Annotated in this window: 20 protein-coding genes; 14 read left to right on the top strand and 6 right to left on the bottom strand. The window is 71.2% G+C overall.

The genetic code is table 11. The annotated features are described in order from the left end of the window. The first annotated feature begins 96 nt into the window (after window positions 1-96). Window positions 97-630, top strand: a complete 534-nt coding sequence (locus ACIBU0_RS27005) for a hypothetical protein (protein ID WP_398823122.1) — start codon at window positions 97-99, stop codon at window positions 628-630. On the opposite strand, the gene ACIBU0_RS27000 is transcribed toward ACIBU0_RS27005, so the two are convergent. Continuing rightward, window positions 620-1,786: a serine hydrolase domain-containing protein gene (locus ACIBU0_RS27000; RefSeq protein ID WP_398823120.1), complete on the bottom strand. Its 1,167-nt coding sequence runs from the start codon at window positions 1,784-1,786 to the stop codon at window positions 620-622. The two genes, ACIBU0_RS27005 and ACIBU0_RS27000, sit on opposite strands and share 11 nt — an antisense overlap. Before the next feature lie 347 nt (window positions 1,787-2,133). Between ACIBU0_RS27000 and ACIBU0_RS26995 the strand changes: the two genes are divergently transcribed. Further along, complete coding sequence (locus ACIBU0_RS26995) at window positions 2,134-3,804, top strand: sigma-70 family RNA polymerase sigma factor (RefSeq protein ID WP_398823117.1); 1,671 nt, start codon at window positions 2,134-2,136, stop codon at window positions 3,802-3,804. On the opposite strand, the gene ACIBU0_RS26990 is transcribed toward ACIBU0_RS26995, so the two are convergent. Both ACIBU0_RS26990 and ACIBU0_RS26985 read right to left on the bottom strand, forming a co-directional pair. Next, a complete protein-coding gene (locus ACIBU0_RS26990) occupies window positions 3,786-4,493 on the bottom strand; it encodes a glycerophosphodiester phosphodiesterase (protein WP_398823114.1) in 708 nt (235 codons plus the stop codon). The two genes, ACIBU0_RS26995 and ACIBU0_RS26990, sit on opposite strands and share 19 nt — an antisense overlap. A 55-nt stretch (window positions 4,494-4,548) precedes the next feature. Continuing rightward, window positions 4,549-5,694, bottom strand: a complete 1,146-nt coding sequence (locus ACIBU0_RS26985; RefSeq protein WP_398823111.1) for an adenosine deaminase — start codon at window positions 5,692-5,694, stop codon at window positions 4,549-4,551. 159 nt (window positions 5,695-5,853) lie between these two features. On the opposite strand from ACIBU0_RS26985, the gene ACIBU0_RS26980 reads away from it, so the two are divergent. Then, complete coding sequence (locus ACIBU0_RS26980) at window positions 5,854-6,543, top strand: DUF4190 domain-containing protein (protein ID WP_398823108.1); 690 nt, start codon at window positions 5,854-5,856, stop codon at window positions 6,541-6,543. Window positions 6,544-6,829: 286 nt separating this feature from the next. Here the strand turns inward: ACIBU0_RS26980 and ACIBU0_RS26975 are convergent, their stop codons facing one another. Further along, the gene (locus tag ACIBU0_RS26975) at window positions 6,830-7,414 is read right to left on the bottom strand and encodes an NADAR family protein (protein ID WP_398823105.1); all 585 of its coding nucleotides are present in this window, start codon (window positions 7,412-7,414) and stop codon (window positions 6,830-6,832) included. A gap of 167 nt (window positions 7,415-7,581) precedes the next feature. Between ACIBU0_RS26975 and ACIBU0_RS26970 the strand changes: the two genes are divergently transcribed. From ACIBU0_RS26970 to ACIBU0_RS26935, 8 genes are all read left to right on the top strand, one after another. Next, the gene (locus ACIBU0_RS26970) at window positions 7,582-9,117 is read left to right on the top strand and encodes a gamma-aminobutyraldehyde dehydrogenase (RefSeq protein ID WP_398823102.1); all 1,536 of its coding nucleotides are present in this window, start codon (window positions 7,582-7,584) and stop codon (window positions 9,115-9,117) included. A 68-nt stretch (window positions 9,118-9,185) separates the two neighbouring features. Beyond that, entirely contained in the window at window positions 9,186-10,433 is a 1,248-nt protein-coding gene (locus tag ACIBU0_RS26965) for a spermidine/putrescine ABC transporter substrate-binding protein (RefSeq protein WP_398823099.1), read from the top strand. A 5-nt stretch (window positions 10,434-10,438) separates the two neighbouring features. Then, the gene (locus tag ACIBU0_RS26960; protein ID WP_398823096.1) at window positions 10,439-11,584 is read left to right on the top strand and encodes an ABC transporter ATP-binding protein; all 1,146 of its coding nucleotides are present in this window, start codon (window positions 10,439-10,441) and stop codon (window positions 11,582-11,584) included. Next, window positions 11,584-12,513 carry an ABC transporter permease gene (locus ACIBU0_RS26955; RefSeq protein ID WP_398823093.1) on the top strand — a complete coding sequence of 310 codons (930 nt, stop codon included), beginning with the start codon at window positions 11,584-11,586 and terminating at the stop codon, window positions 12,511-12,513. The genes ACIBU0_RS26960 and ACIBU0_RS26955 overlap by 1 nt, the downstream gene beginning before the upstream one ends. Next, entirely contained in the window at window positions 12,514-13,314 is an 801-nt protein-coding gene (locus ACIBU0_RS26950; RefSeq protein WP_398823090.1) for an ABC transporter permease, read from the top strand. Between the two features lie 22 nt (window positions 13,315-13,336). After that, window positions 13,337-14,764, top strand: a complete 1,428-nt coding sequence (locus tag ACIBU0_RS26945) for an NAD(P)/FAD-dependent oxidoreductase (RefSeq protein WP_398823087.1) — start codon at window positions 13,337-13,339, stop codon at window positions 14,762-14,764. 127 nt (window positions 14,765-14,891) lie between these two features. Continuing rightward, window positions 14,892-15,344 carry a hypothetical protein gene (locus ACIBU0_RS26940; protein ID WP_398823084.1) on the top strand — a complete coding sequence of 151 codons (453 nt, stop codon included), beginning with the start codon at window positions 14,892-14,894 and terminating at the stop codon, window positions 15,342-15,344. 104 nt (window positions 15,345-15,448) lie between these two features. Beyond that, entirely contained in the window at window positions 15,449-17,242 is a 1,794-nt protein-coding gene (locus ACIBU0_RS26935; protein WP_398823081.1) for a chitinase, read from the top strand. On the opposite strand, the gene ACIBU0_RS26930 is transcribed toward ACIBU0_RS26935, so the two are convergent. Both ACIBU0_RS26930 and gabT read right to left on the bottom strand, forming a co-directional pair. Then, a complete protein-coding gene (locus ACIBU0_RS26930) occupies window positions 17,233-18,051 on the bottom strand; it encodes a phosphatase PAP2 family protein (protein ID WP_398823823.1) in 819 nt (272 codons plus the stop codon). The two genes, ACIBU0_RS26935 and ACIBU0_RS26930, sit on opposite strands and share 10 nt — an antisense overlap. Before the next feature lie 221 nt (window positions 18,052-18,272). Continuing rightward, on the bottom strand, window positions 18,273-19,607 hold the full coding sequence (gene gabT, locus ACIBU0_RS26925; protein ID WP_398823078.1) for a 4-aminobutyrate--2-oxoglutarate transaminase: 1,335 nt from the start codon (window positions 19,605-19,607) through the stop codon (window positions 18,273-18,275). Between the two features lie 245 nt (window positions 19,608-19,852). Between gabT and ACIBU0_RS26920 the strand changes: the two genes are divergently transcribed. The 3 genes from ACIBU0_RS26920 to ACIBU0_RS26910 all read left to right on the top strand — a co-directional run bounded on the left by ACIBU0_RS26920 (window position 19,853) and on the right by ACIBU0_RS26910 (window position 25,580). After that, window positions 19,853-21,949, top strand: a complete 2,097-nt coding sequence (locus ACIBU0_RS26920) for an ATP-binding protein (RefSeq protein WP_398823075.1) — start codon at window positions 19,853-19,855, stop codon at window positions 21,947-21,949. 96 nt (window positions 21,950-22,045) lie between these two features. Continuing rightward, window positions 22,046-23,725 (top strand): PucR family transcriptional regulator, encoded by a 1,680-nt coding sequence (locus ACIBU0_RS26915; RefSeq protein ID WP_398823072.1) that lies wholly within the window; start codon window positions 22,046-22,048, stop codon window positions 23,723-23,725. Between the two features lie 409 nt (window positions 23,726-24,134). Next, the gene (locus ACIBU0_RS26910) at window positions 24,135-25,580 is read left to right on the top strand and encodes an aldehyde dehydrogenase family protein (RefSeq protein WP_398823069.1); all 1,446 of its coding nucleotides are present in this window, start codon (window positions 24,135-24,137) and stop codon (window positions 25,578-25,580) included. Window positions 25,581-25,585: the final 5 nt, after the last annotated feature.

The raw sequence follows: 25,585 nt of genomic DNA, 5'->3' as shown, positions 1-25,585 counted from the left end.
GGGAGCCCGGGCGCGGACGGGACGGTGGGGGTCAGGGCGGGGAAGTGCACGCCATCCCGCTTTTGAACATGTTCAAGAAAGGCGTACGCTGCCCCCATGAACGACAGAGCCGCCCTGCTCAAGGGCATTCGCGTCCGGCTGGCCCTCTTCGTCGTCTGCCTGGTGCTCAGCGGCGCCACGGCCTTCCCCCTCGTCCACGAACTGCGCTGGACCGAGGACCTGTTGCGCGCCCTGTCCGTGCCGGAGCACCTCCCCGGCCTCATGGACTGGATCGAGCGCGTCCGGCGCGGGCTCGACACCGCCGACGCGGACCATCCGTTCCTGCTCTACGGCACGGACTGGCTGGCCTTCGCCCACCTCGTCATCGCGGTCGCCTTTCACGGCCCCTACCGTGACCCGGTCCGCAACATCTGGGTCGTCGAGTTCGGCATGATCGCCTGCGCGGGCATCGTCCCGCTCGCCCTGATCTGCGGGCCGATCCGGGGCATCCCCTTCTGGTGGTCGCTGATCGACATGTCGTTCGGTGTCTTCGGGGTGATCCCGCTGTATGTCGTACGGAAGAAGATCAAGCAGCTGGAGGCGCTGACGGCACCGTCCGCGCCTCAGGCCGCCGTCGCCGTCAGCGGTTGAACGCCGGGAAGGCGAAACGCCGCACGATGGCCAGGCCGTCGCCCTTCGCGTCGGTGGAGTTGACGGAGTAGACGACCGTCCGGGACAGGTCGCGCGTGGCGGCGACCACGGTGTGGTAGCCCGGGCGGGCGCCCGTCTTGCCCCAGATCTCCTTGCCGCCCAGCTCGTACCGCTCCAGCGCCGCACCCATCGTGGCGCCCTCGATGTCCGGCACCGTGAACATCTCCTTCAGCTGCGGCTCGGGCACGACCCGGCCGCGGAAGAGGGCGAACAGCAGCCGCTCCAGGTCCGCCGTCGTCGAGATCATGTCACCGGCCGCGAACCGGTCGGACATGTTCCACTCGGTCACGTCGACCAGCTTGCCGTCGATCCAGTCGTATCCGCGGTTGTGCGGCCCGTGGACGCGGGGGTCGGGCCCGTCGGGGAAGGAGGTGTGCCGCATGCCGAGCGGGCGGAAGATCCGTACGGCCGCCTGGTGGGCGTACGAGTCGCCGGTGACCTTCTCGATCAGCAGGCCCAGCACGGTGTAGTGGATGTTGCCGTACCGCTGGTGCCGGCCGGGGGCGTGGTCGGGGTCGGGACCCTTGGCCACCGACGCGGCCACGACCTCCTCGGGGGTCAGCGTCTCGAAGCGGTGCTCGTAGCCGTCGTCGACGTCCTCGCCCAGGGACGCGCCCGGCTGGAGGCCGCTCGTGAAGTTCAGCAACTGCCGCACGGTGATGGGCTGCCGGAACGTGTCGGTGAGCAGGCCCGGCAGATACTCCTGCACCGTGCCGTCGAGGGAGATCCGCTTCTCGGCGGCGAGCTGCAGCACGATCGCCGCGGTCACGATCTTCGTCGTCGAACCGGCCCGGAAGCGGGCGTTCTCCAGCACCGGCGCACCGGTTCCGATGTCCCGCACGCCGGCCGCCCCGTGCCAGCTGCCCTTGCCGCCCACGCGGATCAGCGCGGCCGTCGCGTCCTGGTCGGGCAGTCCGGCGAGCGCGGCACACAGGGCCTTGACGTCGGGGCCGTCCGCCGGGGCGGCCTCGATCGCCCGGGCGCCGCACGACGATGACGCCGCGGGCCGCGCGGACGCCGTCCCGGCCAGCGGCAGCGCGGTCAGGGTCAGGGCGAGCGCGGAGGTGACGAGGGCGGGAAACGGACGTACGGGCATGTGCTGCTCCTGAGGTCGACGGAAGGTACGTGATCATCGTCGGGGTGGTGCGGCCCCGGCCGGATCGTCGGTGAGGAGGGGCTCGGCCCCTGGGAGAGCCCGGAGCAAGTGCCGTACGGAACAGGGGTGTTGTCAGGGATCGCCCTTACGGGCCCCGGCCGCCGAAAAAGTGTTATCGCCGCCCCCTTCACGGCGTCTCCCCTGGCGTCCCTGCATCCCCCCACACCCGGGAGCCGCCCCATGCCCCGCCCGCACCGGAAGCGGAATGTGATCTCCGACATAGCCAACAGTGCAGGTCAGGGTGCAAGGGTGCATACGGGCAGCAAGTGACCCGGGAGAGGACGTACGTGGACGAGGCAGCCGGCCGGCAGTGGCGCGCCACCATCGCGGCGGCGCAGGCCGGTGACCGGCATGCGCTGGACGAGCTGGTCCAGGGCTGGCTGCCGCTGGTCTACAACGTGGTCGGGCGTGCCCTGAACGGCCATGCCGACGTCGACGACGTCGTGCAGGAGACGATGCTGCGCGCCGTCGACCATCTGGGCTCACTGCGGGACCCGGACAGCTTCCGCTCCTGGATCGTCGCCATCGCCATGCGCCAGATCCGGGACCGGGGGCGCCGCAGGCAGACCGAGCGGCTGGACGAGTCGGCCGCGCGCGAAGCCACCGACTTCGCCGAACTGACCGTGCTGCGGCTCCAGTTGGAAGGACAGCGGCGCGAGGTCGCGGAGGCCGTGCGCTGGCTGGACGACGAGGACCGGCACCTGCTGTCGCTGTGGTGGCTGGAGGTCGCGGGCGAGCTGACCCGGCGCGAGCTGGCCGCGGCCGCCGGGATCAGCAGGCAGCACGCCGCGGTGCGCGTCCAGCGGGTGAAGGAACGGCTGGAGACCGCGCGGGGCATCGTCCGGGCGCTGGACGGCGCCTGCCCCGAGCTGCGCGAGCTGACCGCCCGCTGGAACGGCCGCCCCGACTCGGTCTGGCGCAAGCGGCTGGCCCGGCACATCAGGGGCTGCGGCTACTGCGGCGACACCCGCGAGGCCGTCGTACCGGCGGAACGGCTCCTCGTCGGCATCGCGCTCACCCCGATCCCCGTCGGTTTCACACTCTCGCTCGCTCTCGGCGGCAAGACGGCGGCCGCGGCGACGGCCACCTCCGTCGGCTGGTCCGCCAAGGTCATGGCCGCGCTCACCCAGCCCGCCGTCGCGGTGACGGCTGGCGCGACGCTCGTCGCGGGCGGCGCCTACGTCGTCACCCAGCCACCGGACGCCCCGCCACCCCGCGCGGCCGCCCCCACCGCGGCGAGCACGGCCCGCCCGCGGTCGCCCACGCCGTCCGTGTCACCGTCGGCGACGCCCGCACCGTCGCCGTCGCCGTCCCCGACGCGGAAGGCCGAGCTGTACGGCACGGTCGTCGACGCCGTCGACCGTGCCCCCGACCCGACCGCCGAGCCGGCCGCCCTGCCGCACCGCCCCGAGTCCGGCATCACCAGCACGGGCGGTGCGCTCGCCGTGATGAACCACCGCGGCGACAGCGTCACCCTCACCGGTCGGGGCTATGTCCTCGTCCGCTGGCAGATCGCGCCGCAGTACCGGGCGGGCGGCCTCGTCATGCCGGCCTGGACCGGCCTGAAGGGCAAGCTCTTCCACGTGGCCTCGGGCGGCGGCCGCCGCATGGACGACCGCGTCAGCAGCACCGACAGCTCCGTCACCGGCATGGGCAGCACGGCCACCGGGTACACCGTCCTGCCGCCCGGCGCCCAGCAGATGTGGCAGAACGAGTACTTCTACCTCGACGGCAGCGTCACCCTCACCGTCAACGAGAGCGGCGCCGACTACAACCTCAGCGTCTTCCCCTCCAGCTGGGACGCCGCGAACAAGGACATCAACCAGGGACCGCCCGACGGCGTGATCCGCTACGGCCTCGTCCGCGACACCGGCAAGGACGACACTCCCGTGCCGCAGTACCTCACCCGGGCGACCCCGGCGGATGCGGCGACCGTGCCTCAGGAGTCCCGGGTGTAGCCGGAGGCGACGTCCCGCAGTCCCAGCAGGACGTGGACACGGTTCGTCGTGATCGAGTCGACGCCCAGGTCGAGCAGGCGGCGCATGGAGCGGCGGGTGTCCGGGGTCCAGACGGAGAGCAGGTAGCCGTCGCGGTGGACGCGTTCGGTGAGGGCGCGGCCGACGAGGCCGAAGCGGTAGTTGAGCCAGCGCGGGCGGACCGCGTCCAGCAGGGCCGGGCGCGGCGGCGCCAGCGTCGTCCAGGTCAGGGCGATCTCGGCAGCCGGGTCGGCGGCGCGCACGGCGAGCATGGCAGCGGGGCCCGCGCAGTAGTACACGCGGTCCTGGGCCCCGCAGTCACGCACGACGTCCACGACCCGGCGTGCCGCCCGCACATCGGGCGTACCCGGCAGGTCGAGCATCATCCGGCTGCCGTCGCACGCCGCGAGCGCCTCCTGAAGCGTCGGCACCCCGCCCGCCGTGAGCCCCCGTACCTCGGCCGCCGACAGCCCGAGCAGCGGCCGGTCCTGCTCCCACAGCCGCTTCAGGGTGTCGTCGTGCAGCAGCACCGGCACGCCGTCCTTGGTGAGCCGTACGTCGACCTCCACCGCGTCCGCGCCCAGTTCGAGCGCGGAGCGCAGGGAGTCGAGCGTGTTCTCGCGGACGCGGTAGGGGTCGCCGCGGTGGGCGACGGCGGTCACGTTCTCCATGGGGCCATTGTGGTGGGGGCGGGAGCCGGCGTGCAGGCGTGGCGGGGGAGCGGGCTCAGGGGGCGAGCCAGCCGGTGGTGTATGTGTCGATCTCGGCGGCGATCCGTGCCTTGCCCGTCTCGTCGAGGAAGGACGCGTCCACGGCGTTCTTGGCGAGGTCGGCCAGGCCGCGCTCGTCGAGGTCGAGGAGACGTGCGGCGACCGCGTACTCGTTGTTCAGGTCGGTGCCGAACATGGGCGGGTCGTCGGAGTTGACGGTGACGACGATCCCGGCCTTCACGAACTCCTTGATCGGGTGCTCGTCGATCGTGCGGACCGCGCGCGTGGCGATGTTGGAGGTCGGGCACACCTCCAGCGGGATCCGGTGCTCGGCGAGGTGCGCGAGCAGCTTCGGGTCCCGCGCGGAGCTGGTGCCGTGCCCGATCCGCTCGGCGCGCAGGTGGGTCAGGGCGTCCCAGACCGTCTCCGGACCGGTGGTCTCACCGGCGTGCGGCACGGAGTGCAGTCCGGCGGCGATCGCCCGGTCGAAGTACGGCTTGAACTGCGGCCTCGGTACGCCGATCTCGGGCCCGCCGAGCCCGAACGACACCAGGCCCTCCGGGCGCAGCCGGTCGTCGGTGGCGAGCCGTGCGGTCTCCTCGGCGGACTCCAGGCCGGCCTCGCCGGGGATGTCGAAGCACCAGCGCAGCACGGTCCCGAACTCGGCCTCGGCCGCCTTGCGGGCGTCCTCGATCGCGTCCATGAAGGCCCGTTCGTCGATGCCGCGGCGGGTGGAGGAGAACGGGGTGATGGTCAGCTCGGCGTAGCGCACCTGCTGCCGGGCCAGGTCGCGGGCCACCTCGTACGTCAGCAGCCGTACGTCCTCCGGGGTGCGGATCAGGTCGACGACGGACAGGTACACGTCGATGAAGTGGGCGAAGTCCGTGAACGTGAAGTAGTCGACCAGGGCCTCGGGGTCGGTGGGCACCTTGGAGTCGGGGTGGCGGGCGGCCAGTTCCGCGACGATGCGGGGGGAGGCGGAGCCGACGTGGTGGACGTGCAGTTCGGCCTTCGGCAGTCCGGCGATGAAGGCGTGCAGGTCGCGCGGGACACGGGCGTCGACGAGACGGTCGGTCAAGGTTCCTCCCCGGGAACGGCGTCCGCGGCCGGTGGGCCGGCTCGGCGGGACGCGGGTGATCGGCTGATCGGAATGCAGTGCCATCGTAGGCAGCGGGAGTGGCGACGCGGACGGGAGGGAGCGAAGCGGGGACGGAGCGAGTGGGGGCGGTCGGGAGGCCGGCTGTGAGGGCCCGGTACCGGCGGGGGAGCGCTGGTGGCGAGGCCGTAGCATGGCGGCACGAACGACCTAGGGGGACGTGACATGGCGGAGGCAACGCAGCCCAGCGGGGAGGCCGGGGGAGGCCACGACCCGTGGGCGCCGCCCGAGAACAGACCGTCGCTGGAGAAGAAGCCGGCGCCCGGTGAGGCGTCGCAGCCGCCGTCCGTCCACGACCAGGCCACGGTCACGTCGATGCCGTCCGACGGTTTCGCCGCACCCGGCGACGCGGCCCCGGCAGGCTCCGGTCCGGCAGCCCCCGCCCCGGGGTACGCCCCGCCCGGCTACGCACCGCCCGGTGCCGCGGTTCCGCCCCCGCCCATCGCGCCCACCGGCCCCGGGGCCCCGGGCGGCTACGGCTACGGCTACCCGCCGGGCTACGGCTGGCCCGGCATGCCGATGCAGCCGGAGAACGGCATGGGTGTCGCGGCGCTGGTCCTCGGCATCCTGTCCTGCTGCCTCTTCTGCCTGTACGGCGTGGTCTCCCTCGTCCTCGGCATCCTCGCCGTGATCTTCGGCATCAAGGGACGCAAGAAGGCCGAGCGCGGCCAGGCCACCAACCACGGCCAGGCGCAGGCCGGTCTGATCACGGGCATCATCGGCATCGTCCTCGGCGTCATCGTGATCGTCCTGATCGCCATCGGCCTCACCGCCGCCATCAACTCGGGCCGTTACGACGACGACTCTTACGGAGCCCTGCCGACGGTGTCGGTGTCCGTCGCGACGCCACGCTGAATGCCGGCTGCCCGTCCGGGCGGGAGGGGACGGATCTCGCCCCCGCCGCCCCTACCCGTCCCATCCTCCAGGGGCGCTGCCCCTTCCACCCCGCCAGGGGGCTTCGCCCCCTGGACCCCCGCTCCTCAAACGCCGGAGGGGCTGGTTTTAGCCCGTCCGGCGTTTGAGGACGAGGCCCCTTCAGGGCCGAAAGCGGGGGTCTGGGGGCGGCAGCCCCCAGGACCGGGGTCGAAGGGGCAGCGCCCCTGGGGATGGGACGGGTAGGGGCGGCGGGGGCGAAAACCGCCTACCCCCGCAACCGCTCCCGCGCCTCCATCAACGCAAACCCCAGCAGATTCGGCCCCCGCCACCGCTCCGGATCCCCCGCCCCCTCGTCCCGCGCCGCCAGCCCGATCCCCCACACCCGGTCCACCGGACTCGCCTCCACCAGCACACGATCCCCCGTGCCCAGCAGAAACCCCCGCAGATCCGCATGCGCGGAAAACTTGTGCACCGACCCCTCGACCACGATCCGGAACCGCTCCCGCTCCCATATCGCGTCGTCGAACCCCCGCACCAGCCGCCCGGCCTTCTTCGCCTCCGACGGATGCCCGGCGTCCAGCACTCGCCGCTCGGCCTCCGTGTCACCGAACAGCCGTGCCTTCTCGGCCATCATCCAGTGCTCGGCCGTCGCGTACTCCACCCCGTCCACCGTGAACGGCGACGCCCACCACTGGCTGAGACAGCTCGCGCCCACCCGTCCGTCGGCCAGCGGCCGGTGCCCCCAGAAGTGCAGATACCTGACCCTCGCCCCCGCGCGGACCTCCCTGATCAGGGTGTCCCAAGAATCGATCTTCGCCATGCGTCCGAGTCTGGCACGCACCACCGACAATCCGTCCCCGGTTTTGAAGTCCCACTCGACACCTGGTCGACAGATTCCGTCGCGTAACCAAAAGGCAACAACGGAATCACTTGTTGGAGCCCTCCGCCTCTGTCAGGATCGGCACTCAAATCGAGCCTGAGCCACGCCGGCCCCTCAGGGGGCGCGGAGGGAGCGACATGCACAACCCGGGCACCGCCACCCCGGAACGATTCGCGGCCCAGGACCGCTTCGCGGACGGCGCACAGCACATCGCGGGCCGGCCGGCGAAGGGGACCTCGGGACGCACGCACGCCGTCGTCGACCCCGCCACCGGCCAGGAGGTGTTCGCGTACGACCTGGCCGGCACCGACGACGTCGACGCCGCGGTCGCCGCCGCCCGCGAGGCCTTCCCCGGCTGGGCCGCCGCCACCCCGGGCGAGCGCTCCGACGCGCTGCACCGCTTCGCCGCCGTCCTCGCCGAGCGCGCCGAGGACTTCGCCCGCGCCGAGTCCCTGCAGTGCGGCAAGCCGCTGAAGCTGACCCGTGAGTTCGACGTGCCGGGCACCATCGACAACACCGCGTTCTTCGCGGGTGCCGCCCGGCATCTGCAGGGACAGTCCGCCGGGGAGTACTCCGGCGACCACACCTCCTACGTCCGCCGTGAACCCATCGGCGTCGTAGGCTCCATCGCCCCCTGGAACTACCCCCTCCAGATGGCCGCCTGGAAGATCCTCCCGGCGATCGCCGCGGGCAACACCATCGTGCTCAAGCCCGCCGAGCTCACGCCCCTGACCTCGCTGCTCTTCGCGCAGGCCGCCACCGACGCCGGAATTCCGGACGGGGTCGTCAACATCGTCACCGGGACGGGAAAGGAGGCCGGTGAGCACCTCGTCGGCCATCCCGACGTCGCCATGACCTCCTTCACCGGCTCCACCGCCGTCGGCAGGCGCGTCGCCGAGATCGCCACCGGCACGGTCAAGCGGATCCATCTGGAGCTGGGCGGCAAGGCGCCCTTCGTCGTGTTCGACGACGCCGACCTCGAGGCCGCCGTCCACGGCGCCGTCGCGGGCGCGCTCATCAACACCGGTCAGGACTGCACGGCCGCCACGCGCGCGTACGTGCAACGGCCGCTGTACGAGGCCTTCGTGGAGCGGACGGCGGCCCTCATGGACACCGTCCGTCTCGGTGATCCGTTCGCGCCGGGCACCGACCTCGGGCCGCTCATCTCGCATGCGCAGCGCGACCGTGTCGCCGGGTTCGTCGACCGTGCGCGTGCCTACGCGCGCGTGGTGACCGGTGGCGAGGCGCCGCAGGGCGACCTCAAGGACGGCGCGTACTACCGTCCCACCCTCGTCGCCGACGCGCCCCAGGACAGTGAGATCGTCCAGTCCGAGATCTTCGGGCCGGTGCTGGTCGTCCTGCCGTTCGACAGCGACGACGAGGGGATCCGGCTCGCCAACGACACGCCGTACGGGCTCGCCGCCTCCGCCTGGAGCCGCGACGTCTACCGGGCGAACCGTGCCACCCGCGAGATCAAGGCGGGCTGTGTGTGGGTCAACGACCACATCCCGATCATCAGCGAGATGCCGCACGGCGGCTACAAGGCGTCCGGCTTCGGCAAGGACATGTCAGCCTACTCCTTCGAGGAGTACACGCAGATCAAGCACGTCATGTTCGACAACACGGCGGTCGCCAGGAAGGACTGGCACCGCACCGTCTTCGGGGACCGATAGTCATCAGGAGCGCTCCGCCGTCCGACCTGCGGCGGGCCTCCCCTCCCTCCCGAAAGGGCACCACGCGCATGGAGCAGTACGAGCCCGACCGCCTGTCCCCGGCCCAAGTGGCCGCCATGCGGCGCAGTCTGCGCAACGGCAGGGCCGCGATGACCCGCCGTTCGCTGCTGCGCGCCTCCACGGGCGGCGCGCTCGCGCTGGGCGGCCTGGGCACGCTCAGCGCCTGCGGGATCCCCGCGGCCGGCAAGACCGAGGGCGGCACGTCCGCCGAGGACCACTCGGACCGGGAGAAGACCGTCAGCTTCTCCAACTGGACCGAGTACATGGACGTCGACGACTCCGGGAAGCACCACCCGACCCTGGAGGCGTTCACCGAGCGCACCGGCATCAAGGTCAAGTACACCGAGGACATCAACGACAACAACGAGTTCTTCGGCAAGATCAAGCCGCAGCTCGCCGCAGGCCAGGACACCGGGCGCGACATCGTCGTCCTCACCGACTGGCTGGCGGCCCGTCTGATCCGCCTGGGATGGGTGCAGAAACTGGACCCGAGCAACCTGCCGCACGCCTTCGCCAACCTCTCCCAGCAGTTCCGCAGCCCGGACTGGGACCCGGGACGGGCGTACTCGTACCCCTGGCAGGGCATCTCGACGGTCATCGCCTACAACAAGAAGGCGCTCGACGGCGTCGAGGTGAAGACGGTCTCCGACCTGCTCGACAACCCCAGGCTCAAGGGCCGCGTCGGCTTCCTCACCGAGATGCGCGACACCATCGGGATGACCCTGCTCGACATGGGCAAGGACCCCGCCAAGTTCACCGACGACGACTACGACGCGGCCGTCGCCCGCCTCCAGAAGGCCGTCGACAAGAAGCAGATCCGCCGCTTCACGGGCAACGACTACACCTCCGACCTCACCAGCGGAGACTTCGCGGCCTGCCTCGCCTGGGCCGGTGACGTCGTCCAGCTCAAGGCCGACAGCCCGGACATCGACTTCCTCATCCCGGACAGCGGCTACATGACGTCCAGCGACAACCTGCTGATCCCCAACAAGGCCCGTCACAAGACGAACGCCGAGCGGCTCATCGACTACTACTTCGAGCCGAAGGCCGCCGCCGAGCTCGCCGCCTACATCAACTACGTCTGTCCCGTGGACGGCGTGAAGGAAGAGCTCGCGAAGATCGACGAGGACGCGGCGAACAACCCGCTGATCCTCCCCGACAAGGCCATGCAGGCCAAGTCCCATGCCTTCCGCTCACTGAGCTCGAAGGACGAGACGGCCTACGAAGAGAAGTTCGCGAAGCTCACAGGGGCGTGACACCAATGACGAACGACACCAGCGGCGACGTCCGCCTCTCCGGCATCACCAAGACCTACGGCTCCTTCACCGCCGTACACCCGCTCGACCTGACCGTCCCGCAGGGCTCCTTCTTCGCCCTGCTCGGCGCCTCCGGCTGCGGCAAGACCACCACCCTGCGCATGATCGCCGGCCTGGAGGAGCCCACCGGCGGCACCGTCCACCTCGGCGAGCAGGACGTGACGGCCCTTCCGCCGTACAAGCGGCCGGTGAACACGGTCTTCCAGTCGTACGCCCTCTTCCCGCACCTCGACATATTCGAGAACGTCGCCTTCGGCCTGCGCCGCCGCGGCATCAAGTCGGTGATGAAGCAGGTCGAGGAGATGCTCGATCTCGTGCAGCTCGGCGAGCAGGCCCGCAAGAAGCCGCACCAGCTCTCCGGTGGCCAGCAGCAGCGCGTCGCCGTGGCCCGCGCGCTGATCAACCACCCCAAGGTGCTCCTCCTCGACGAGCCCCTCGGCGCCCTCGACCTGAAGCTGCGCCGCCAGATGCAGCTGGAGCTCAAGCGCATCCAGACCGAGGTAGGTATCACCTTCATCCATGTCACGCACGACCAGGAGGAGGCCATGACGATGGCCGACACGGTCGCCGTGATGAACGCGGGCCGGGTCGAGCAGCTCGGCTCGCCGACCGACCTGTACGAGAACCCGCGGACGACGTTCGTCGCCAACTTCCTCGGCACCTCCAACTTCATCGAGGCCGAGGTCGACTCCAAGAGCGGCGACGACATCGTGCTGAAGGCGGGCGGGGGCAAGCTCCTGCTGCCCGAGGCGCGATGCTCCGCACCCACGTCGACCGGCGGCAAGGTGCTGGCCGGCGTCCGCCCCGAGAAGATCTCCCTCACGCATGCCGACGAGGCGGGCGAGATCCCCGAGGGACGCAACCGGATCACCGGGAAGATCGCGGACTCCTCGTTCATCGGCGTCTCCACGCAGTACGTCGTCGACAGTGCCGTCTGCCCCGAGTTCGAGGTCTACGCCCAGAACATCGACCGCGACCCCCGGCTCGTGCCCGGCGCCGAGGTCGTCCTGCACTGGAACCCGGCGCACACCTTCGGCCTGGACGCCGCCCAGGACATCGACGCGGGCACCGAGGAAGAGGCGGCGGTCTGATGGCGACCCTCACCGAGGCGCCACCGCCTCTGACCCCGACGGCTCCCGCGAAGAAGCCGCCCCGCAAGCGCGGCCGTCTCGTGCCGTACTGGCTCCTGCTCCCCGGCATCCTCTGGCTGCTGGTCTTCTTCGCGCTGCCGATGATCTACCAGGCCTCCACGTCCGTGCAGACGGGCTCCCTGGAGGAGGGCTACAAGGTCACCTGGCACTTCGCCACCTACTGGGACGCCCTGTCCGAGTACTACCCGCAGTTCTTGCGCTCGGTGCTCTACGCCGGCTCGGCGACGATCCTGTGCCTGGTCCTCGGCTACCCGCTCGCGTACCTCATCGCCTTCCGCGCCGGCCGCTGGCGGAACCTGATCATGATCCTGGTGATCGCGCCGTTCTTCACCAGCTTCCTGATCCGCACCCTCGCGTGGAAGACGATCCTCGCCGACGGCGGCCCGGTCGTCGGCGCCCTCAACACCCTGCACGTCCTGGACGTCACCAGCTGGCTCGGCATGACCGAGGGCGACCGCGTGCTGGCCACGCCGCTCGCGGTGGTGTGCGGTCTGACGTACAACTTCCTGCCGTTCATGATCCTGCCGCTCTACACCTCGCTGGAGCGCATCGACCCACGGCTGCACGAGGCGGCGCACGACCTGTACGCCAAGCCCGCCACCACCTTCCGGAAGGTCACCTTCCCGCTGTCGATGCCGGGCGTCGTCTCCGGCACCCTGCTGACCTTCATCCCGGCCGCCGGTGACTACGTCAACGCCGACCTGCTCGGCTCCACCGACACCCGCATGGTCGGCAATGTCATCCAGACGCAGTTCCTGCGGATCCTGGACTATCCGACGGCCGCGGCCCTTTCCTTCATCCTGATGGCCGCCATCCTCGTCATGGTGACGTTCTACATCCGCAGGTCGGGAACGGAGGATCTGGTTTAAATGACCTTCGTCAACTGGCTCAAGCGCCATCTCGTCGTCATCGCGGGGCTCCTGACGCTCGCTTACCTGCTGCTGCCGAACATCGTCGTGACGGTGTTCTCCTTCAACAAACCGAAGGGGCGCTTCAACTACGAATGGCAGGAGTTCTCCACGGCCGCCTGGAAGGACCCGTGCGGCGTCTCCGACCTGTGCGGCTCCCTGTCGGTCAGCCTCCAGATCGCCTTCTGGGCGACGCTCGGCGCCACGCTGCTGGGCACGATGATCGCCTTCGCGCTGGTCCGCTACCGCTTCCGCGCGCGGGGCGCCGTGAACTCGCTGATCTTCCTGCCGATGGCGATGCCCGAGGTCGTCATGGCGGCCTCGCTGCTCACCCTGTTCCTCAACATGGGCGCCCGGCTCGGCTTCTGGACGATCCTCATCGCCCACATCATGTTCTGCCTCAGCTTCGTCGTGACGGCCGTGAAGGCCCGTGTCATGTCGATGGACCCGAGGCTGGAGCAGGCGGCCCAGGATCTGTACGCCGGCCCGTTCCAGACGTTCATCCGGGTCACTCTGCCGATCGCCGCTCCGGGTATCGCGGCGGGAGCCCTGCTCGCTTTCGCCCTTTCCTTCGACGATTTCATCATCACCAATTTCAACGCGGGCTCCACCGTCACCTTCCCGATGTTCGTCTGGGGCTCGGCCCAGCGCGGAACGCCCGTTCAGATCAATGTCATCGGTACGGCCATGTTCGTCGTCGCCGTACTGTTCGTCCTGACCTCCATGGTCATCGGAAACCGCAGAAACAAGCAGAAGGCATAAACCCCTGTAGGGAGTTGAAATCATGGCCCCAAGCGCCATGAGTCGTGGCAACAACTGGACGAAATCCCTTTCCGAAGCCCAGCCGGTCCCGTACTGGCTGGACGACCCCGGCAAGCCCCACCCCGAGCCCGCCCTCACCACCGCCGAGACCTGCGACCTGCTGGTCGTCGGCGGCGGCTACAGCGGACTGTGGACCGCGCTCCTCGCCAAGGAGCGCGACCCGCAGCGGGACGTGGTCCTGCTCGAAGGCCGCGAGGTGGGCTGGGCCGCCTCCGGCCGGAACGGCGGCTTCTGCGCCGCCTCCCTCACCCACGGTCTGCCCAACGGGCTCACCCGCTGGCCGGACGAGATCCACCAGCTGCAGGAGCTGGGCGCCCGCAACCTCGACGAGATCGAGAAGGCGGTCGCCCGCTACTCCCTCGACTGCGACTTCGAGCGCACCGGCGAGATCGACGTCGCCACCGAGACGTACCAGGCCTGGGAACTGAGGGACTGGTACGAGGAGATCGAACGCCAGGGCCTGGCCGCGGGCGTCGAGTTCCTGGACGCCGACGCGGTACGGGAACAAGTCGACTCACCGACATTCCAGGCGGGCCTGTACGACCGCCGGGGCGTGGCCATGGTCAACCCCGCCAAGCTGGCCTGGGGCCTGAAGCGGGCCTGCCTCGACCTCGGCGTCCGGGTTCACGAGCACACCCCCGCCCTCACCCTGAAGCCGTACGGCGCCGGCATGGCCGTACGCACCCCCTACGGCCAGGTCCGCGCCCGCAAGGTCGCCCTCGGCACGAACATCTTCCCGAGCCTGGTCAAGCGGGTCCGCGCCTACACGGTCCCGGTCTACGACTACGCCCTGATGACCGAGCCGCTCAGCGCCGACCAACTGGCGTCCATCGGCTGGAAGAACCGGCAGGGCCTCGGGGACAGCGCCAACCAGTTCCACTACTTCCGCCTCTCCGCCGACAACCGCATCCTCTGGGGTGGCTACGACGCCATCTACCCGTACGGCGGCCGGGTCCGCGCCGAGTACGACGACCGCCCGGAGACGTACGCCAAGCTCGCCGGGCACTTCTTCACCTGCTTCCCGCAGCTGGAGGGCATCCGCTTCACCCACGCCTGGGGCGGCGCGATCGACACCTGCTCGCGCTTCTCGGCGTTCTTCGGCACGGCCCATCAGGGCAAGGTGGCGTACGCGGCCGGCTTCACCGGCCTCGGCGTGGGCGCGACCCGGTTCGGCGCGGACGTGATGCTGGACCTGCTGGCGGGGGAGCGCACGGAACGCACGCAGCTCGCAATGGTCCGCAAGAAGCCGTTGCCGTTCCCGCCGGAGCCCTTCGCCTGGACCGGCATCGCGCTCACCAAGTGGTCGCTGGCCCGCGCCGACGCCCACGGCGGCCGCCGCAACCTGTGGCTGAAGGCGATGGACCGACTGGGCCTCGGCTTCGACAGCTGACGGCCGACAGCCGGATGTGACGCAGGTCACCTGCAATGGAAGACGCCAACCCGCGTAATGCCTGACAGGGACCTCCCTCTCCCTCGTGACGCGACCAGCGTCCGCGAAGGAAAGGGAGGTCACCGTCATGACAGGGGCGAAGACGGCGGTCGAGTGGCTGGCATCCGTTGCTCCGAATCCCGAAGCCTGCCGCTGGGAGTGGGAGCGCAACCCCCTCGGGGTCGCGCTGCTGCCCGCCGGCAAGGCCTGGGACGTACTCATCCTGCCGGGCGAGCTCGGCTACCCGACCCTCGACGTCCTCACCCGCATCATCGACCAACTCGGCCCGGTCCTGGTCGACTTCGGCGACGCGCGCATGGGCTTCTTCGTGCCGCCCGGCACGGCCGCCCGCTGGCTCGGCACCGGCATCCGTACGGCGGGAGCCGGCACCTGGATCGTCGTCCCGTATCCGGGCCGCTCCACCGGCGGCATCCGCTGGCTGGTCCCCCCGGACGGCACGGGCACCCTCCACGACCCGGCACTCCTCGAACTGGCGATGCACGAGGCGGCGGCGGGGCTGGCCATGGAGGGGGATGGGTGAACCGGGGAAACTCCTGGGGTCGCGGGGACCCTTGACAGGACGATTGGTCTGGACCAAGTTGTGAGCGGTTCCGCCCTCCAATTCCCCCATGCCCGGAGGCACTTGTGGATCGCTCCAGACCTCTCGCCCTCCTCGCCGCCGCGGTGCTGGCCCTGCCCGGCATCACCGCGCTCTCGTCGGCCGCCCGTGCGGCCGACGCCGACCTCGCCCGCAACGGCGGCTTCGAGGCCGGCCTCGACGGTTGGAGCTGCACGGCCGGTACGACCGTCGACTCGCCCGTCCGAAGCGGCAGTTCCGCACTCCAGGCGACCCCGGCCGGCTCCGACAACGCCCGGTGCGCACAGACGGTGACCGTGAAACCGGACTCCCAGTACACGCTGTCCGGGTACGTCCGCGGCGCGTACGTCTACCTCGGCGCGAGCGGCACCGGCACCACCGACGTCTCCGCCTGGACCCAGTCGGCGACGACCTGGCAGCAGCTCACGACCACCTTCCGCACCGGCCCTTCCACCACCCGCGTCACCCTCTACACCCACGGCTGGTACGGCACCGGCGCCTACAACGCCGACGACATCTCCCTGGTCGGACCGGGCGTCGACGCCGGTCAGCCGCCCGCAGCACCGACCGGTCTGAAGACCGGCACGGTCACCTCCACCAGCGTCGCCCTGTCCTGGTCGCCGGTTCCGGGCGCGACGGGCTACGCCGTCCACCGTGACGGCGTCAAAGTGCAGACGGTGACCGGCACTTCGGCGACGATCGGCGGTCTGTCGCCGTCCACCGCGTACAGCTTCCAGGTCACGGCGGTGAACGAGGCGGGCGAGTCCGCGAGGTCGGCCACGGTGACGGCCACGACCACCGCCGGGACCGGCGGCGGGGGCACGGACCTCCCGGCCCACGCCCTGGTCGGCTACCTCCACGCGAGCTTCGCCAACGGCTCCGGCTACACGCGGCTGGCCGACGTCCCCGACAGCTGGGACGTCATCGACCTGGCCTTCGGCGAACCCACATCGGTCACCTCGGGCGACATCCGCTTCCACCGCTGCCCCGCCACCGAGTGCCCGAACGTCGAGAGCGACGCCGACTTCAAGGCTGCGATCAAGGCGAAGCAGGCGGCCGGCAAGAAGGTGCTGATCTCCATCGGCGGACAGAACGGCCAGGTCCAGCTGACGACGGCGGCGGCGCGGGACACCTTCGTGGCATCGGTCTCGAAGATCATCGACGAGTACGGCCTGGACGGTCTCGACATCGACTTCGAGGGCCACTCCCTCTCCCTGAACGCCGACGACACCGACTTCAAGAACCCGAAGACCCCGGTGATCGTCAACCTCGTCTCGGCCCTGAAGACACTGAAGGCCACGTACGGCGACGACTTCGTCCTGACCATGGCGCCGGAGACCTTCTTCGTCCAGCTCGGCCATCAGTACTACGGCACCGGCAAGTGGGGCGGCCAGGACCCGAGGGCAGGGGCGTATCTCCCGGTCATCCATGCGATGCGCGACGACCTGACGCTGCTGCACGTCCAGGACTACAACTCGGGCCCGATCATGGGTCTGGACAACCAGTACCACTCCATGGGCGGCGCCGACTTCCACATCGCCATGACCGACATGCTGCTCACCGGTTTCCCGGTCGCGGGCGACCCGAACAACGTCTTCCCGCCCCTGCGCCCCGACCAGGTGGCGATCGGCATGCCCGCCTCGACCAACGCGGGCAACGGCCACGTCCCGCCGTCCGAGGTGACCAAGACCCTCGACTGTCTGACGAAGAAGACGAACTGCGGCGCGTACACCACCCACGGCACCTGGCCGGCGCTGCGCGGGCTGATGACGTGGTCGGTCAACTGGGACCGGTACGGCGGCTGGGAGTTCCAGCGGACGTTCGACGGCTACTACGGCTGAGGCCGGCGACGGCCCCGTCGGGCGAGGAACAGCCACAGCAGGGTGAGGAGCACCGTGCAGAGGCACCAACTGGCCACGACGTCCAGAGGCCAGTGGTAGCCGCGCCGGACCAGGCCGAAGCCCACGCCGAGATTGAGGGCGGCGCAGGCGACGAGCAGCGCCCGGCGGGCGGATGCGGACCTCAGCCAGGGCAGGAGCAGCAGGGCCGCGGCCCCGTAGGCGACGGCGGCCGTGGCCGTGTGGCCGGACGGGTAGTAGCCGGTGGCGGGCGGCACGACCGGGGTGCCGGGGCGGTCGATCAGTTCCTTGAGGGGGGCGATCAGGGCCGGGACCAGCGCCATGAGGACGGCGGCCGCGGCGGCCGGCAGCCACCAGTGGTCTGTACCTGCAAGGCGGCGGGTGCGCAGGGCGGCGTAGAACAGGGTCACGGCCAGGACCGGGACCGCGACCTGCGCATTGCCCAGATCCGCGAGGAATTCGGAGAGGCGGTCCGGGTGGACCAGGGCCCGGCTGGCCGCGGCGTCGGCGTCCAGCAGCGGGCCGTCGGCCACGACCTGCCAGGTGATCAGTGCGAAGAGAAGGGCGGGAAGCCCGAGAAGTCCGAGAAGGAGAAAGAGGGAGGTCGGCCGCCCCGGAACAGGGGGGGTAGTTCCGGGGCGGCCGTCCGGATCGGATGGTCGCGCGCCCCGGGGGGTTTGGGGCGGGCGACTGTCCGATCGGTGAGGAGATCCGGAGCCGGAGGCCCCGGTTGTGTGCGCGAGGGCACGACCAGGTCGAAGCTGGGGAGGCCTCGGCCTGATGTCACCCAGAGTCCCCTCTGGGCGGGGTGTATCTCTCATCTGCTTAGAACCTACGACAGGGCGACGGCGTAAGACAGACGGAATCGCGTCCTGACATCCACCTCGCACACCTTCTTCACACGCTCTGCCGACGGCCGCCCCAGCCCCGGAATCACGGAGGGCGTCGGGACCGGGGCGGACGAGGCTCGCGGGACGGGTGCCCGTCCCTCACCAGTGGTTTCGCTGTGACCTCAGATGCGGGCGAAGGCCTGCTCGATGATGTCGAGACCCTCGTTCAGCAGGTCCTCGCCGATGACCAGCGGGGGCAGGAAGCGCAGCACGTTGCCGTAGGTGCCACAGGTCAGGACCAGCAGGCCCTCGGCGTGGCAGGCCTTGGCGAGCGCGGCGGTCGCCTCCGGGTTCGGCTCCTTGGTGGCGCGGTCCTTGACCAGCTCGATCGCGATCATCGCGCCCCGGCCGCGGACGTCGCCGATGATGTCGAACTTCTCGGCCATGGCACCGAGGCGGGCCTTCATCGTCGACTCGATCGCCTTCGCCTTGGCGTTGAGGTCCAGCTCCTTCATCGTCTCGATGGAGCCGAGCGCGCCGGCGCACGCGACCGGGTTGCCGCCGTAGGTGCCGCCCAGGCCGCCCGCGTGCGCGGCGTCCATGATCTCGGCGCGGCCGGTCACCGCGGCAAGCGGCAGACCGCCGGCGATGCCCTTCGCGGTCGTGATCAGGTCGGGCACGATGCCCTCGTCCTCGCAGGCGAACCACTGACCCGTACGGCAGAACCCGGACTGGATCTCGTCCGCGACGAACACGATGCCGTTGTCCGAGGCGAACTGACGGATCGCCGGGAGGAAGCCCTTGGCCGGCTCGATGAAGCCGCCCTCACCCAGTACCGGCTCGATGATGATCGCGGCCACGTTGTCCGGCCCGACCTGCTTGGTGATCTGGTCGATGGCCTGCGCGGCGGCCTCCGGGCCGGCGTTCTCCGGGCCGGTCGGCCAGCGGTAGCCGTACGCCACCGGCACCCGGTAGACCTCGGGCGCGAACGGGCCGAAGCCGTGCTTGTACGGCATGTTCTTCGCGGTCAGCGCCATCGTGAGGTTGGTGCGGCCGTGGTAGCCGTGGTCGAAGACGACGACGGCCTGACGCTTGGTGTACGCCCGCGCGATCTTGACGGCGTTCTCGACGGCCTCGGCGCCGGAGTTGAACAGCGCCGACTTCTTGGCGTGGTCACCCGGGGTGAGCTCGGCGAGGGCCTCGGCGACCTCCACATAGCCCTCGTACGGGGTGACCATGAAACAGGTGTGGGTGAAGTCGGCGAGCTGGGCGGAGGCCCGGCGTACGACAGCCTCGGCGGACGCGCCGACGGACGTCACGGCGATACCGGAGCCGAAGTCGATGAGCCGGTTCCCGTCGACGTCCTCGATGATGCCGCCGCCCGCACGCGCGGTGAACACGGGCAGCACGGAGCCCACGCCCTGCGCGACCGCGGCGGTACGGCGGGCCTGCAGCTCCTGCGACTTCGGGCCGGGGATGGCGGTGACGACGCGGCGCTCCTGCGGAAGTGCGCTCATGAGGGGCTCCTGGGGTTCTGCTGGTGGGGCGGTTTGCGGACGCTTGTCTTCTCTTTTCTCGCAGGCTAGGGCGGGCAGTGGGGGGTGGGCATGCTCCATGTGGGCGTTGTCAGGAGGGCGGGTTGTCCGTGGTGGACATAGCGTTCGCGAGGACGCCCGGCCGCGTAAGCGGTGAACTCCCCATGCAAGGGCGTTAGATTGGCTCGCTGATGGTGGACGGAACGGCTGGTCAGGGGGCAAGGGCGATGGACGGCGACGGGACGCAGGACGCGCGGGGCACGCACGCGACGCCTGTGCCACGAACACGCTCCGCTGTCCCACCGAGGCCCTCAGTGCCGCCCAGCACGGACGGGTCGGCGTTTCTTGCCTGGCTGCGGGCACCGCGACCGGAGGCTCTGCCGGGCGTGTGGCGGTTCGGACACCGTCCACGGCCGGTGGAAGCGCCGGAGGAGATTCCCACGAGGCAGCTGCTCAGCGGAGCGCTGATCGCTTTCCTTGTGGGATGGCTGATCTGGTCGCTGCTGGAGAACGGTTATCTCGGCGGCTGGTGGATCCTGCCGTTGCAGCTCCTTGCGCCCGATGCCTGGCTGCACAGTGACAGCAATGTCGTCAGGGCCTTCGTTTACGACGGCTACACCCTGCTGGTCATAGTGGCAATCATGGTCGGTGTGGGCCGACTCGGCCGCTGGGGCGAGGTGTGGCGCCGTTTCGGTGCCCCTCGCTTCCGGCGTCGCGAGCCCGAGCAGGCAGCCCCGACCCTTCAGGACGACCCCGCCCAGTGGAACCACCTCCGCGCCGCCGGGGTCGCCGACGCCGCCGAGCGGCTGGCCGCCGATGCCCGGTCGGGGCTGATGCGTGACGTCGACTACGCCCGCATCGCCCGCGCCTGGCAGGGCGTGCGCAGCGGGCGGCACGACCTCGCCGCCTTCAGCGGCGCCGTGCTCAGGGACGGCGCCGCCGCCTGTCTGCATCCCTCGGGCGAGCGTGACCTGCCCGTGCGGGCCGCCCGGCACGACCTCGTCAGCGGTCAGGTGCGGCTCGGCACGACCGCCGACGACCCGCGCAATCCGTATGCCTACCGCGGCACCGGACTCGGCCTCGGGCCCGATCTGCTCGGCACCTCCCTGGTCGCGGTCGGCCCCGCCGGGTCCGGCAAGACGGGGACCGTCGTGCGGCCGCTCGCCGAGTCGCTGTGCCTGCACGCGCTGGCGGGGCGGGCCGCCGTGGTCGTGGTCGGCGCGGCGGGCGCGGGGCTCGGACCGGCGGACGCCTACGACGTCGTCGTACGGATCGGGAACCCGGAGTCCGTCTACGACCTGGACCTGTACGGCGGGACCAGCGACCCCGACGAGGCCGCGGCCGTGCTCGCCGAGGCGCTCGTCGGGGATCTCGCCGACCCGCACCCGGGCAGCGACAGCCGGCGCTCCACCACCGTGCTGGCCCAGCTCCTCGGGCCGTTCCGTGCGGTGCACGACCGCTTCCCGTCCGTGCCGGAGCTACGGCAGCTGCTGGACGGCGCGCCCGGGGCGCTCGGTGCGCTGCGTACGGCGCTGCAGGGCTCCGGGCAGGAGTCGCTCCTGCGCGAACTGGACGCACGGGAGCGGCAGTCGGGCCATCCCGGTGATGTCTCGGCCGTGCTCGCGGACCGGGTGGCGCTGCTGGACCGGCCGGCGTTCGCGGGATTCTTCGACACCTCGGGCCAGTCGCAGCCGTTCTCGCTGAAGGCCCTCGACCACCCCGTCCGGGTGCGTGTCGATCTCCCCGCGCGCGGCCACGCCGAGGCCTCGCGGATGCTGGCGCGGCTGGTACTGGCCCAGTTCACGGCGAGTGTCGCGGTACGGGAGGACCGGTCCCTGTTCGCCTGTCTGGTGCTGGACGACGCGACGGGGGTCGTGACGCCCGAGGCCGTACGGGGCATCCAGCGGCTGCGGTCGGGCAACGCGGGCGCCGTGCTCACGCTGCGCACCCTGGACGACGTACCGAGGCCGTTGCGCGGGCCGCTGCTCGGGGCCACCGGGTGCCGGGTGGCGCTGTCCGGGGTCACGCCGTGGGACGGGCAGGACTTCGCCGAGGTCTGGGGCAAGGAGTGGACGGAGGCACGGGACGTCACCGACCGGCAGATCATCGCCGAGACGCCGGCCGGGAAGGCCGTGCACGCGCTGCGGCGGGTGATCACCGGCAAGGCGCCGACCGCGCGGGCGGTCACCGTGCGGCAGGTCGAGCGGGAGCGGTGGTCGGCGTCCGAGCTGGCGCACGGGGTGCCGCCGGGCCATGCGGTGCTGTCGCTCACCAGCGTTCAGGGCGAGCATGCGCCGCCCCTGCTGGTGGATCTGCGCGGATGAGGTGACGGCCCGACCGTACGGTGAGGCAGAATCGTCACAGGTCGTTCATACACGGCGGCCAAATGATCACGACGATCGCATCCCACTGAAGGCCTCATGCCACCCACCCTCGCCTCGCTCGTCCATCACTCCGCGCTCAAGCTGACCGTGCGCGCGGGCGAGGACCGTCTGGACGTCCCCGTCCGCTGGGCGCACGTGAGCGAGCTCGCCGATCCGGTGCCCTACATGGAGGGCGGGGAGCTGCTGCTGATCACCGCGCTGAAGCTGGACGCGGAGGATCCGCACACCATGCGGCGGTACGTGAAGCGGCTGGTCGGGGCAGGCGTCGTCGGGCTCGGCTTCGCCGTCGGGGTCAACTACGAGGACATCCCCAAGGCCCTGGTCGACGCGGCGGAGGAGGAGGGGCTGCCGCTGCTGGAGGTGCCCCGTCGCACGCCCTTCCTCGCCATCAGCAAGGCGGTGTCCGCGGCGATCGCCGCGGACCAGTACCGGGCGGTGACGGCGGGGTTCGCGGCGCAGCGGGAGCTGACGAAGCAGGCGCTGACCGACGGGCCGGAAGGGCTGCTGGCCGCACTGGCCTCGCAGGTGGACGGCTGGGCCGCGCTGTACGACGCCTCCGGTGCCGTGGTCGCCACGGCGCCCGAGTGGGCGACGCGGCGGGCGGCACGGCTCACGGCGGACGTGGAGCGGCTGCGCGAGCGGCCCGCGCCGGCGTCGTCCGTGGTGGGCGGGCCGGAACACGAGGACCGGGTCGAGCTGCACACGCTGGGCACCGGGCGCCGGCCGCGGGCCGCGCTGGCGGTGGGGACGGCGGCCGCGCTGGGCACGGCGGAGCGGTACGCCGTCCACTCGGCGATCGCCCTGCTGACGCTGACCACCGAGCGGTCGCGGTCGCTGCACGCCGCCGAGCAGCGGGTGGGGGCGGCGGTGCTGCGGATGCTGCTCGCCGGGGAGCCCGATCATGCGCGGGCCGTGGCGGGCGACCTGTACGGCGACCTGTTGGACGCGCCCTTCCGGGTGATCGTCGCCGAGGCGGCGTCGGTGTCGGCGGCCCGGGTCGTGGACTCGGGCGCGCGGGTGCCGCTCGGCAAGGCGTCCGCCGCGGTGCTGGTCGCGGCGTCCGACGCGAAGGGGGATCCGCTGGGCGCCCTCACCGAGGTCGTGGAGTCCGCGGCGGCCCGGGCCGGGGAGGCGGTGCTCGTGGTGCCCGAGGGGGAAGGGAACGCGGCGCGGGTCGTGGTGCTCGCGGCGGACGGGGGTGCGGCGGTGGCGGCGTGCGCGGAGTACGCGGCGGCGCTGGAGGCGGCGCGGGCGGGGGCCGTGCCGGAGCAGCCCGGGGCCGCCGACGAGGACGAGCTGGTGGTGGGGCTGTCGGCGCCGGCCGGGCCCATCGCCGCCGCGGCCGCGTACAAGCAGGCCGAGCAGGCGCTGTCGGTGGCCCGGCGGCGGGGGCGGGTGTGCGTGGAGCACGAGCAGCTGGCTGCGGGATCCGTGCTGCCGCTGCTCGCGGACGATGCGGTGAAGGCGTTCGCGGACGGGTTGCTGCGGGCGCTGTACGAGCATGACGCGACGGGGCGGGGGGATCTGGTGGCCTCGTTGCGGGCGTGGTTGTCGCGGCACGGGCAGTGGGATGCGGCGGCCGCGGATCTGGGGGTGCACCGGCATACGTTGCGGTATCGGATGCGGCGGGTGGAGGAGATCCTGGGGCGGTCGCTGGATGACGCGGATGTCCGGATGGAACTCTGGCTGGCGTTGAAGGCGACGTCGGCGGAGTAGGAGGGCCGGGCCGGTGCGGGCCCGGGTTTTCTCGCCCCCGCCGCCCCTACCCGTTCCCATCCTCCAGGGGCTCCGCCCCTTCGACCCCGCCAGGGGGCTCCGCCCCCTGGACCCCCGCTCCTCAAACGCCGGAGGGGCTGACATACCAGCCCGTCCGGCGTTTGAGGACGAGGCCCCTTCAGGGCCGAAGCGGGGGTCTGGGGGCGCAGCCCCCAGGGACGGGACGGGTAGGGGCGGCGGGGGCGAGAAACATGGACGGCGTCGCCACCCCGCCGAACCGGCGCACCATCCACTCCCACCACTCCACCTCGGACAAACACCCCTCCGCCTCCACCCCCCTACCGTGGACCCCGAGCCAAGAACACCCCCAACGCGGAAGGGCCGGGAAATCGACATGCCAAAGGAAAATGTGGCTGCCACCCACGCCTTCTGGCTCGCCGGCCGCCAGGTCACCGGCGAGGACAGCTTCGATGTCACCTCCCCGTGGGACGGGCGGGTCGTCGGCAAGGTGAGCGTGCCGACGGACGCGCACATCGAGGAGGCCGTGGCCGCCGCGTACGCCGTACGGGACGAGTTCGCCGCCACCCCGGCCCACGTGCGCGCCGCCGCCCTCGACCACGTCAGCAGGCGGCTGGCCGAGCGCACCGAGGAGATCGCCCGGCTGATCTCCGCCGAGAACGGCAAGCCGATCAAGTGGGCGCGAGGGGAAGTCGGGCGCGCCGTGTCCGTGTTCCGGTTCGCGGCCGAGGAGGCCCGGCGGTTCAACGGGGGAGAGGCCCAGCGCCTCGACACCGACCTCGGCGGTCAGGGCCGCCTCGCCCTCACCCGTCGCTTCCCCAAGGGCGTCGTCCTCGGCATCGCGCCGTTCAACTTCCCCCTGAACCTGTGCGCCCACAAGATCGCCCCGGCCATCGCCGCCGGCGCGCCGATCATCCTGAAGCCCGCCCCGGCCACCCCGCTGTCCGGGCTGATCATCGGTGACCTGCTCGCCGAGACCGACCTGCCGGCCGGCGCCTGGAGCATCCTCCCGGTCCCCAACGACCGTATGCCCGCGCTCGTCCAGGACCCGCGGCTGCCCGTGATCTCCTTCACCGGCTCCGAGACGGTCGGCTACGCGATCATGGACTCCGTGCCGCGCAAGCACTGCACCCTGGAGCTGGGCGGCAACGGAGCCGCGGTCGTGCTCGGCGACTACGCCTCCGACGAGGACCTCGACTGGGCCGCGACCCGTATCGCCACGTTCTCCAACTACCAGGGCGGCCAGTCCTGCATCTCGGTGCAGCGGGTGATCGCGGACGCGTCCGTGTACGACCGCCTCCTGCCCCGTATCGTCGCCGCCGTCGAGTCCCAGGTCACCGGCGACCCGGGCGACGACGCGACCGACGTCGGGCCGCTGGTCAGCGAGGACGCCGCCAAGCGCGTCGAGACGTGGGTGGACGAGGCCGTCGCCGCCGGCGCCCGGCTCCTCACGGGCGGCAAGCGCGACGGGGCCTCCTACGCGCCGACCGTCCTCACCGACGTACCGGCCGGCACCACGATCGCGTGCGAGGAGGTCTTCGGGCCCGTCCTCACCGTGCAGAAGGCCGACGGGGAAGCCGCCGCCTTCGCCGCCGTCAACGACTCCAAGTACGGCCTCCAGGCAGGTGTGTTCACACACGACCTGCAGACCGCCTTCCGCGCCCACCGTGCGCTCGAGGTCGGCGGGGTCGTCATCGGCGACGTGCCCTCCTACCGCGCCGACCAGATGCCGTACGGCGGCGCCAAGCAGTCCGGCGTGGGGCGTGAGGGCGTGAGGTTCGCGATGGACGACTATACCTACGAGCGGGTGATGGTCCTCACCGGTCTCGCCCTCTAGTAAAT

The sequence above is a fragment of the Streptomyces sp. NPDC049627 genome (assembly GCF_044465645.1).
In the GTDB taxonomy this organism is placed as follows: domain Bacteria; phylum Actinomycetota; class Actinomycetes; order Streptomycetales; family Streptomycetaceae; genus Streptomyces.
This window is presented reverse-complemented; position numbering and strand designations above follow the sequence as displayed.

Excerpts from the sequence above, each read along its gene's own strand:
- ACIBU0_RS27005 (WP_398823122.1), top strand. The coding sequence starts at position 97 with ATGAACGACAGAGCCGCCCTGCTCAAGGGCATTCGCGTCCGGCTGGCC.
- ACIBU0_RS27000 (WP_398823120.1), bottom strand. The coding sequence starts at position 1,786 with ATGCCCGTACGTCCGTTTCCCGCCCTCGTCACCTCCGCGCTCGCCCTG.
- ACIBU0_RS26990 (WP_398823114.1), bottom strand. The coding sequence starts at position 4,493 with ATGGAGAACGTGACCGCCGTCGCCCACCGCGGCGACCCCTACCGCGTC.
- ACIBU0_RS26985 (WP_398823111.1), bottom strand. The coding sequence starts at position 5,694 with ATGGCACTGCATTCCGATCAGCCGATCACCCGCGTCCCGCCGAGCCGG.
- ACIBU0_RS26980 (WP_398823108.1), top strand. The coding sequence starts at position 5,854 with ATGGCGGAGGCAACGCAGCCCAGCGGGGAGGCCGGGGGAGGCCACGAC.
- ACIBU0_RS26970 (WP_398823102.1), top strand. The coding sequence starts at position 7,582 with ATGCACAACCCGGGCACCGCCACCCCGGAACGATTCGCGGCCCAGGAC.
- ACIBU0_RS26965 (WP_398823099.1), top strand. The coding sequence starts at position 9,186 with ATGGAGCAGTACGAGCCCGACCGCCTGTCCCCGGCCCAAGTGGCCGCC.
- ACIBU0_RS26960 (WP_398823096.1), top strand. The coding sequence starts at position 10,439 with ATGACGAACGACACCAGCGGCGACGTCCGCCTCTCCGGCATCACCAAG.
- ACIBU0_RS26955 (WP_398823093.1), top strand. The coding sequence starts at position 11,584 with ATGGCGACCCTCACCGAGGCGCCACCGCCTCTGACCCCGACGGCTCCC.
- ACIBU0_RS26950 (WP_398823090.1), top strand. The coding sequence starts at position 12,514 with ATGACCTTCGTCAACTGGCTCAAGCGCCATCTCGTCGTCATCGCGGGG.
- ACIBU0_RS26945 (WP_398823087.1), top strand. The coding sequence starts at position 13,337 with ATGGCCCCAAGCGCCATGAGTCGTGGCAACAACTGGACGAAATCCCTT.
- ACIBU0_RS26940 (WP_398823084.1), top strand. The coding sequence starts at position 14,892 with ATGACAGGGGCGAAGACGGCGGTCGAGTGGCTGGCATCCGTTGCTCCG.
- gabT (WP_398823078.1), bottom strand. The coding sequence starts at position 19,607 with ATGAGCGCACTTCCGCAGGAGCGCCGCGTCGTCACCGCCATCCCCGGC.
- ACIBU0_RS26920 (WP_398823075.1), top strand. The coding sequence starts at position 19,853 with ATGGACGGCGACGGGACGCAGGACGCGCGGGGCACGCACGCGACGCCT.
- ACIBU0_RS26915 (WP_398823072.1), top strand. The coding sequence starts at position 22,046 with ATGCCACCCACCCTCGCCTCGCTCGTCCATCACTCCGCGCTCAAGCTG.